Source organism: Oscillospiraceae bacterium (assembly GCA_015067255.1).
Lineage (GTDB): Bacteria > Bacillota > Clostridia > Oscillospirales > SIG519 > SIG519.
The window spans coordinates 19336-29273 of sequence record SVMS01000026.1 but is presented as its reverse complement, the minus strand read 5'-3'; the positions used below and the strand labels follow the sequence as shown (position 1 = coordinate 29273).

Genomic DNA, 9938 nt, shown 5'->3' with positions numbered 1-9938 from the left:
AATTCGCAGGCTTGCACTTTAAACTCCCTTGTGTAATTCACTTTCTTTTTCATCCTGTTCACTCTCCTGAAAATATTTTACCAACATTTTCACTCTTTGAACAGTCCTTTTTCACTATACAACTTTCTTCTGTTCACTCTTCACTTTTATCTTTTCACTCATCGAAGTTTTGCATCTTATATGCTATAAACTTCGATGATGCAATGTTGATTTTGTAACACAAAATCAGCAAGTAAGAAGTAAGAGTTAAGAGTGAAAAAGTAAGGAGTGCCTACGGCACGAAATTAAAATAAGGTCGGCACAGCCGACACTTTAATTATTCATTAAAAAACCAAACGATAGCGAATTGATATCGTTTGGTTTCATTTTTTATTTGTTCTGCCTGCTAAATAATCTAAGCTGACATTATAATATTCCGCTAACAAAATAGCTATATTTAAAGGGATTTCTCTTTCACCCGACTCATAGCGCACATATGTCGTTTTGTGCATATGAATAATTTTGGCAATTTGTGCTTGAGTTAAGTCATTATCCTCACGCAAATCCCTTATTCTGCTGTACGCCATACCCTCACCCCTTTGCACTTTTATTGACATTTTACACCGAATAATATAGAATGTCAATAGTACACCATACGGTGTATTTATTGTTGTATACAAATAACAATATTTTAACAAATGACGTTGACAGTATCACAGTATCGTAATATACTATATAATATTGCTATAAACGAGGTGTGCCTACGGCACGAAATTAAAATAAGGTCGGCTTTGCCGACACCTTAATTATTCACTATTCATTATTCATCATTCATTATTCATTGTTTACGACATCTATGCCGTAAACTTCGGAAAGGATATTTTATGTTTAATCTTTTAAAGACTGAAGGAACTGCAAGACGTGGTGAATTTCATACAGTGCACGGGACTGTGCAAACCCCTGTTTTTATGAACGTGGGCACCTGTGCGGCAATCAAGGGCGGTCTTTCTGCTCTTGATTTAAAGGAGCTTAAATGTCAGGTTGAGCTGTCCAATACATATCATCTTCACGTGCGTCCGGGAGACGATGTGATAAGAGATATGGGTGGACTTCATAAATTTATGAATTGGGACAGACCTATTCTCACCGACAGCGGCGGTTTTCAGGTTTTCTCACTTGCAAAGCTTCGCAAAATTTCCGAAGAGGGCGTTGATTTTCAATGCCACGTTGACGGACACCGTATTTTTATGGGTCCTAAGGAAAGTATGCAAATTCAGTCAAATTTAGGCTCTACAATAGCAATGGCATTTGATGAATGTATTGAAAATCCCGCTGAATATTCCTATACAAAGGCTTCCTGCGAGCGCACTTACAGATGGCTTAAAATCTGCAAGGACGAAATGGCAAGACTTAACAGTCTTGAGCATACAATAAATAAAAATCAGCTTCTTTTTGGAATCAATCAGGGAAGCACCTATAAGGATTTAAGAATTGAGCATATGAAGAAAATATCAGAGCTTGATTTGCCCGGATATGCAATAGGCGGTCTTGCCGTAGGTGATACCACTGAACAGATGTATACCACTATTGAAAATGTTGAGCCTTATATGCCCAAAAACAAGCCCCGCTATCTTATGGGCGTAGGCACTCCCGCCAACATAATAGAGGGAGTTGCAAGGGGAATTGACTTTTTTGACTGCGTAATGCCCTCAAGAAACGCCCGCCACGGACATATGTTTACAAGCGTGGGAATAATAAATCTGCTCAATAAAAAATATGAGCGTGACGACTCCCCCATTGACCCGAATTGTGACTGTCCCACCTGCAGAAATTTCTCAAAGGCATATCTCCGCCACCTTTTCAAAGCTCAGGAAATACTTGCCAACCGTCTTGCCGTAATTCACAACATATATTTTTACAATTCTCTCACAGAGGATATACGAAACGCTCTTGACAACGGAAGCTTTGAAAAATTCCGTGCTGAAAAAACAGTGCTTTACAGCACAAGAATTTAGTTAATAAATAAATTTTCAAAAAAGATATTGCTTTATTTTAAAAAAACATATATAATAATACTGTTATGGGAAATATTATCTTTTTCTCAAAGTAAAAATCATAGATAAGGATGTTGTAAATGAAATTTTCAAAAAGCAAGGCTCGCATTATTGCAGTAGTTGCATTACTCTGCGTAGTGATAGCTGTTTTTGCTTCTTGTCAGTCAGGCATAGGCCCTGCTAACCCCTTTGATACAGATAAGGGAACAACCACTCAGACCACTACTCAGACAGATACTAATGCTGCAACTAATGATGCACAGGGAGTTACCTCCGAAGGTGCGGCTAATGTTCCTGCAGGAGCAGGCATTATTTCAATGCTCAGCTCTTTAGCTCTTCCTATCCTTCTTCTTGTTGCTTTATACTTCATTATGATAAGACCTCAGAAGAAAAAGGAAAAAGAAACAGCTAAAATGAGAAACGAGCTACAAATCGGCGACGAGGTTACTACTATCGGCGGAATTATAGGCAGAGTTGTTCAGATTAAGGACCAAGACCAGATAGTTCTTGAAACAGGTGCTGATAAGAATAAAATCCGTATCAAGCGTTGGGCTATTCAAGAGAAAAATACTATTTCTGACTAATTTATAATAATATTTTTATATCCCTTTGCATAGGTTTTAATGTGGGGGGATTATAATGGAAAGAACATCAGGCAAGGAAATAAGAAAAGGTTGGGGTTTGCCCTATAATATTATTTTAGGCGGACTTATCGGTGCTGCAATTTCTGTGTTGCTTTCGGTTATTTTTGCCGTAATTTTAGCAACAACCTCAATAGCTGACAGCAGTATTTCTGTTTTTGCTCTTATATGCGCTGTTGCAGGTGCTTTTGTCGGCGGTTTTATAAGCGCAAACCGAATTAAAAAGAACGGCCTTGTCTCAGGTCTCTTAGCTTGCGTTGTATTTCTTTTTATTATGTTTTCAGTTAAAACAATGTTGACCGGCTTTTCAAATATCAGTATGTCAGCATTGATATATATTGCAATTTCGTTGATAGCCTCAAGCGTCGGCGGTATATTTGCAGTTAACAGAAAAAGAAAGTAGGAGAATTTAAAATGAAACACATCAAAACAATAAGCTCTAAAAATCTTAAGGCTACAGCTTGCAAGGGTGGCTGCGGTGAGTGCCAGACTTCCTGCCAGTCAGCTTGTAAAACATCCTGCACTGTTGCAAATCAGAAGTGCGAGAAATAATTATCACAAGACAAAAAGAGGCTGTAAAATCGAGAGTTTTCACAGCCTCTTTTTAACGTATTGCAGGAATAGGAAAATCAAGCAGAATCTGTCAATTTCGCACCGACAAAATTTTGTCGGTGGTTACCCGACGGCGTACAGAGGTACTCCGAGGGCGAAATTGACAGATAGCATAAAACACTTTTTTATGCGCTCTGCGCTTTTTTTACATTCCTTTTATCAAAGGTAGGTTTAAATTTTTATGATACATATGTATAAAATGAACGGTTTCAATATCGTTATGGATATAAACAGCGGTGCAATTCATTTGCTTGACGATACAAGCTATGAGCTTTTAGAAAAATTCAGCGACGGACTTCCCGAAAAGCTCCCTGCGGATTTTGACGAAAAATATACACAGGCTTTTGAAGAGCTGACAGAGCTTAAAGAAGAGGGTCTTTTATTTTCAGAGGATTTTATTCTTGAAAATCTTTCAGAGTATACTGAAAATGCGCCTATAAAGGCTCTTTGTCTGCACGTTGCTCACGACTGTAATCTTCGCTGTGATTACTGCTTTGCGGCAAAGGGTGATTTCAAAACAGGCCGTTGCCTTATGGATTTTGAAACAGGAAAAAAGGCTATTGATTTTGTTATTGAACATTCAGGCACAAGAAAAAATATAGAGGTTGACTTTTTCGGCGGAGAGCCTCTTATGAATTTTGATGTTGTTAAACAGATTGTAGACTATACAAGAGGTATAGAAAAACAGCATAACAAGAATTTCCGCTTTACCATTACTACAAATGGCGTACTGCTCAGTGATGATAAAATTGAGTATATAAACAAAGAGATGTCCAATGTTGTTTTATCCTTGGACGGCAGAAAGAGTGTAAATGACAGAATAAGAAAAAGAGTGGACGGAAGCGGCTCTTATGACACAATAGTACCCAAATATAAAAAGCTTGTTGCCACAAGAGGCGACAAGGATTACTATGTAAGGGGCACCTTTACAAGCTATAATCTTGACTTTACCGAGGATATAAGAGCGTTTTTGGATGAAGGCTTTACTCAGCTTTCCATTGAGCCTGCAGTAACTCCCGAAAGTGAGCCCTATGCTCTCAAAAAAGAGCATATTCCCGCAATTTGCGAGGAATATGAAAGACTTGCCAAATTTATTGTAGAAGAGAAGAAAAAGGGCAATAGCTTCAATTTCTTCCACTTTATGATAGACCTTAAAGGCGGTCCCTGTATAATCAAAAGATTAAAGGGCTGCGGCTGCGGTAATGAGTATATTGCCGTTACTCCCGAGGGTGATATTTACCCCTGCCACCAGTTTGTAGGCGGCGACTTTAAAATGGGAAATGTTCATACAAACGAGCTTGATTTAAGCATAAAAAATAAATTTGCCAACGAAAGTATTTATAAAAAAGAGGATTGCAAAACCTGTTTTGCAAAATATTATTGCAGCGGCGGCTGTAATGCAAACAACCATATCTATAACGGCGATATTCTTAAGCCCCTTGAATTTTCCTGTGAATTGGAGAGAAAACGTGTGGAATGTGCCATTATGATACAGGCGGCGGTGATGTCAGAATGAGAAAAATCGGTTTTATCGGCGCAGGAAATATGGCATATGCCATAGCAAAGGGAATAATAAAATCGGGATACGATAAATCCTGTCTTTTTGCTTACGATATAAGCAAGGAAAGAATTGAGCTATTTAAAGGTATGGGAATATCCGCATCGGATATTGCAGAGCTTAAGACTAACTGCGATATACTTTTCCTATGCATTAAGCCTCAGACCTTTGAGCAGGTAATGCCCTCTCTTTCGGGCTTTGACGGACTTACCGTTACAATAGCGGCAGGAATTTCCTGTTCATATATTGCCAAAGCCTTAGGAGAAAACGCAAGAATTATCCGTATAATGCCAAACACTCCTCTGCTTTTGGGCGAAGGTGCTTGCGCCCTTTGTAAAACACAAAGCGTAGCACAAGAGGAAATGGACTTTATTTTTGATATCTTTTCAAAAATGGGCACTGCCGTTATTCTTGACGAGTCCCAAATGAATGAAATTATAGGCGTACACGCAAGCTCTCCTGCCTATATATATCTTTTTGCAAAGTCTGTGGTAAGCTCCGCTGTAAGCCAAGGAATTGACGAAAAAACAGCGTTGGAGCTTATCAGCTCAACTCTTATAGGCGCAGGAAAAATGCTCAAGGGCGAGCAAACTCCCGACGAGCTTATAAAAGCTGTTTCCTCCCCCGGCGGAACAACTCTTGCGGCGCTTAAGGTTTTCGAGGATAAAAAATTTGCAGAAATTATAGACGAGGCTATGAAAGCCTGCACCAAGAGAGCCTACGAGCTTGAAAAATAACAACGTATAGGTGATGTAAAAAAGCACAGAGCGCATAAAACAAGAAAAATAAAGAATAAATAATATGTTTTTTAAAAGTAAAGAGCAAAAAACAATGAAAAAATATCTTTTTGATAAATTCTTTTATTAAATATACGTTTTATGCTATCTGCCAATTTCGCCCTCGGAGTACCACCGTACGCCGTCGGGTAACCGACAACAAATCCTTTGTTGTCGCGAAATTGACATATTCTGTGCATTTTTTCCTATCCCCTACCAAAAGGAGCTGTAAAAAACTTTCGTTTTTTACAGCTCCTTTTTTATGGAGAGTGAAAATTTATATTTTGATTATTTAAACATTATTACTCTCTTAAGATAGAGCAAATCAAAAATATCTATAATTTCATCGCCGTTAAAGTCCGCTTTTGAATTTTCTGTTTCTATATCAAGCAACATATTTCTAAGGAGTATCAAATCGCATACATTCATCTCACCGTCACCGTTCAAATCTTCCGGCTCCGCTTCTTTGGTTTCTGTCCAGATGGGGTTTGAATAAGCAAAACGCACATGCTCCTGAGTAGCGCCTTCTACTTCAATACGGTAGAATTTATTGTTCTCTACGTCTATCTCATAGGAAAGATTTACAACAGACTGCTTTAATGTGCCGTCATCCTCGTAAAGAACTACACGTTCTAATGTATTATAGCCTGCATCGTTATCCTCAGCATTGATGTAACAAGAAACTAAAGTTACCTTTGTAACGTATGACTCCTCGTCTGCCGCTACTATGTTTGCAACAGCCTTGCTTCCCTCTACACCTATATAGGTTTCACCTAACTGCGCATCTCCAATCGTAAAGCGAAGCTGAGGTCCTATTGTGCCGTAAAAGCGTCCGTTTGCCAAAGCATAATAAATGCTTTCTTCGCTCATATCATCAAGTAAAAATACGCTTCGTCCTGTACCGATACCCACAGGCATATGAGCATCAGAGTTGGCAATACCGAAATATTTTTTCTCGCCCTTGATATTAAGACGGTCAAGATATTCAAGTCCCCGTGTTACCGTTTGATTTAATTTGCTTCCATAATTGTTTTTAATATACTCGCCGCCTGTATTTATAACCTCAATACCTGTCAGGTTGGTATTATAAATATCAACATTGGTCGGGTCATAGTTTACGCCTTCAAATGGATATAAAGGATCAAAGGGATGCGCCATAAATGAATAACCGCCGTCTGCCGCTATTGTATCCATTATTGCTTGCCAGCTCTCTACGCTTGTTCCCCAAGAGAAAGACAAATCGCTTGCATACTGAAGCATATGGCCGTGATTTCCTGTCAGCTCTGACATCTTCAAAGCGAAGAAATTATCAAGTCCCGAAGCTTCAAGGTTACTCAATGCCTGATTAACATCAGATTTATCTGCAACAAGTGCATTGTGGTCTGCAGTAATCATAAAGCCAAGACCTTTATTGTAAGCAGATAGGAAATTCTCAGTCAATGTTCTCTTACCGTCACTCTGAGTTGAATGGCTGTGAGAGTCTCCCATATACCAGCCTTTTCCTAATACTGTTACACGTATTGTCTCTTCATATACCAATTCTTCGCCTGCATACACTTTGGCGTTCATCATTGAGATACCGCCCTCTTTTGCAGTAAAGGAAAGGGATTTTTCAACAGATGCGCTTCCTTTAGCTATTGTGTACTCAAGCGCTCCGTTGGGATCTACCACAAAGAAGGAATGATTGAATTTAACTGTTAATTCAGGTAGTGTTGTACCGTTAAGAGCTGTTGCTGTTACAACACCTGTCATTGTATCACCGATGTTAAACTCTGTACCGCTCATTCCGAAATCAATACTGATGTTATTTTTAACATTTTCGGAATATTTAGCATATTTTTCTTCAGACACTACCAAATGGATATAATTTTCAACCATTTGATAAAGAGTTACCTTTGTACATATTCTGTAATCTATAAGCTTTTGGCAAAGCGCACGTGCATCTGCAATTTTTTCTGCCTGTGCTTCATAGTTTTCAGCTGTTACATCTTCTATAAGAGCAATTGCATTTTCTGCTATTACCATCATATCGTGACGTTCTACTGAAGAAAGCTCTACGTAAGCACCCTCGCTTGCCTGAGCTTTAATTTCTATCTTTGTAAGTTTTGCATAATTAACTACTGAAGATGAACGGTCATAGCCTCTGTAAAGAAGACTGATAGTATTAAGTGTATCTCCTAATTCTTCAGCGGCTATATCATATTCAGCCCACTCAGTTCCTGCTAAGTTGGAAAGACGTACAGTTAATCCGTTTGCAAAGCCCGAAGCCTTCATATTTAATACAATATAGCTATAGCTTGCACCGTAAGGAATTGCTATACTGCCGTTTTGAGTGGAAATTGCAAAATCTCCTGCTGACTGTACAGTCGCCTTAAGAGCGTTATTCTGAACTGTCAAGGATGCATTTTCTGTCATCCACGCAGAAGCACTTGCAGGATTTTCAAAGGACATAAGTGTTCCTGTTGTTAATTCATCTACTGCATTTAAGATATGTATATCACTTTCGGTAGGCTTCTGAGCGGTAGTTTTTACTGCCGCAATATGCACGGCACCTTTTTTGTATGCCGATAATTCTTCACCCAGATTTTCTGTGGGGAAGCGTACATCAAGGAATATTTCCTCACTGCCGCACTCTGCCGCATCAGGAAGCTTTACTATGTAGTATATTACGCCTGTGCTATCGGAAACATATCTTATTCCTGTTGTTTCAGCAGTAAGCTTTGTAAAGCTATCACCGTTTATATCAGTTGTTGCGTAGAATGTGAAATTATTAATCGGTGCAGAGTAAGAATTATGATACTGAATAGCTACAGTAGCATAAAGTCCTGCTTCCATTTTATAGTAAACACCGTTAATTTGCTGTGTATATCCAGCAGCCTGCGCATTTGCGGCATAACCGTAAGAAGGAGCATAGTAGCTTCCGAAATAAGCAATTTTCGGTGTACGTACCCAATAAGGATCTACTGCAGGACTGTTAGTCAAAAGCTCACAGTAAGCAATTGCCGCACCGTGCGCCAAGGAATACTGACCTTTAGAAGGTAAATCAAGAACTGCCATTGTTCCGTCTGTCATTGTTTCCACCTCTTGACTGTCACTTGCTGATTCTCTTACATATACTGCGCCAATGTGTAATCCGCCTTTTGCATAAGAGGCTGTTCCTGTACCGTTAAGATATAGGTTTTCTGTGGGGAAGCGTATATCAAAATATACATTATCAGCGCCTGCTTTTTCAGCAGAAGGCATAGGTACTGTATAATAAGCCACATATGTACCCGCATCGGTTACCTCGGGCTCAGAAATCTCATAAGAGGTAAACATTGTCCAGTTTTCTTTATCGGTTGACCAATAAAGCTTAAAGCCTGTATAAGATTCCGTTCCGTATTGAGCGTGGTATTGAACGGAAAACTCTGCTGTAAGCCCTGCTTCTACACGGTAAGTTACACCTGTGTTATTTGTGTAAAAGCTTTCTGACTGAGTGTTAAAAGCATATGCATAGCTGGGAACAATTCCAAAATATTCCGTGTTTGTCTGTCTTATCCAAGCATCAGCGTGATCTTTGTCGTGTGTATTTACAACAGAAAAATCACCGTGTGGCTCAGCAAAAGCGTTTTCCTTGTCAATGTTGATATAAGCAATATCGCCTTCTGTCATAATAGGAAGCTCAGCAGGAGCTTTTGTTCTTACCGCTCCTATATGAAAACCTCCTTCTCCGTAACGAGTTGTATTTGCAGTCAGATTTTCTGTAGGAAATCTTACATCTAAATAAATAGCTTCTGCGCCCGCCTTCTGTGCCGAAGGAAGCTCAACTGTATATGTTACTGTACGATGGTTGCTACTAACTGCATAAGGAGCTGAAATGATAACATCTGTAAGCTGTGTCCAATTTTGCTCGTCTGTTGACCAATAAAGCTTAGCTCCGTTATAGCAATTTACTCCGTAGGTGTGATGATACTGAATGGAAACCTCTGCAATAAGACCTGCCTCTACACAGTAATATACACCCGTATTACTTGTTGCATAATCTGCCGCTTTCGAATTAAATGCATATCCATAGGTGGGAACTACTCCGAAATGAGATACACCTGAAACTCTCAACCAAGCATTAGCATAGCTGTCATTAGCTATATCTACAACTGTATAATTTCCGTGAGGAGCTGCATAAGCGTTTTCCTGATTTGCATTAAGATAAGCTACTGTGCCGTCTGTCATTATTGCTTTTTTAAAAGTCTTTACAGCGCCGATATGGAAGCCGCCTCTTACGTAAGCTGCCGAATTTGCAGTTAAGCTTTCTGTAGGGAAGCGTACATCTAAGTACACA

General features: G+C 39.2%; 8 protein-coding genes. 6 read left to right on the top strand and 2 right to left on the bottom strand.

Annotation, left to right across the window (positions count from 1 at the left end; genetic code table 11):
• Nucleotides 1-362: 362 nt before the first annotated feature.
• Complete coding sequence (locus E7480_06810; GenBank protein ID MBE6904303.1) at nt 363-566, bottom strand: helix-turn-helix transcriptional regulator; 204 nt, start codon at nt 564-566, stop codon at nt 363-365.
• 297 nt (nt 567-863) lie between these two features.
• Between E7480_06810 and tgt the strand changes: the two genes are divergently transcribed.
• The 6 genes from tgt (at nt 864) to proC (ending at nt 5581) form a co-directional block, all read left to right on the top strand.
• Nucleotides 864-1994: a tRNA guanosine(34) transglycosylase Tgt gene (gene tgt, locus E7480_06805; GenBank protein ID MBE6904302.1), complete on the top strand. Its 1131-nt coding sequence runs from the start codon at nt 864-866 to the stop codon at nt 1992-1994.
• 356 nt (nt 1995-2350) lie between these two features.
• Nucleotides 2351-2617 (top strand): preprotein translocase subunit YajC, encoded by a 267-nt coding sequence (yajC, locus tag E7480_06800; GenBank protein ID MBE6904301.1) that lies wholly within the window; start codon nt 2351-2353, stop codon nt 2615-2617.
• Between the two features lie 55 nt (nt 2618-2672).
• Nucleotides 2673-3077: a TIGR04086 family membrane protein gene (locus tag E7480_06795; GenBank protein MBE6904300.1), complete on the top strand. Its 405-nt coding sequence runs from the start codon at nt 2673-2675 to the stop codon at nt 3075-3077.
• Between the two features lie 11 nt (nt 3078-3088).
• On the top strand, nt 3089-3226 hold the full coding sequence (scfA, locus tag E7480_06790) for a six-cysteine peptide SCIFF (GenBank protein MBE6904299.1): 138 nt from the start codon (nt 3089-3091) through the stop codon (nt 3224-3226).
• Nucleotides 3227-3467: 241 nt separating this feature from the next.
• A complete protein-coding gene (scfB, locus tag E7480_06785) occupies nt 3468-4802 on the top strand; it encodes a thioether cross-link-forming SCIFF peptide maturase (GenBank protein MBE6904298.1) in 1335 nt (444 codons plus the stop codon).
• The gene (gene proC / locus E7480_06780) at nt 4763-5581 is read left to right on the top strand and encodes a pyrroline-5-carboxylate reductase (protein MBE6904297.1); all 819 of its coding nucleotides are present in this window, start codon (nt 4763-4765) and stop codon (nt 5579-5581) included. The genes scfB and proC overlap by 40 nt, the downstream gene beginning before the upstream one ends.
• A 327-nt stretch (nt 5582-5908) precedes the next feature.
• On the opposite strand, the gene E7480_06775 is transcribed toward proC, so the two are convergent.
• Nucleotides 5909-9937 (bottom strand): hypothetical protein, encoded by a 4029-nt coding sequence (locus E7480_06775; GenBank protein ID MBE6904296.1) that lies wholly within the window; start codon nt 9935-9937, stop codon nt 5909-5911.
• Between the last annotated feature and the right edge of the window lies 1 nt (nt 9938).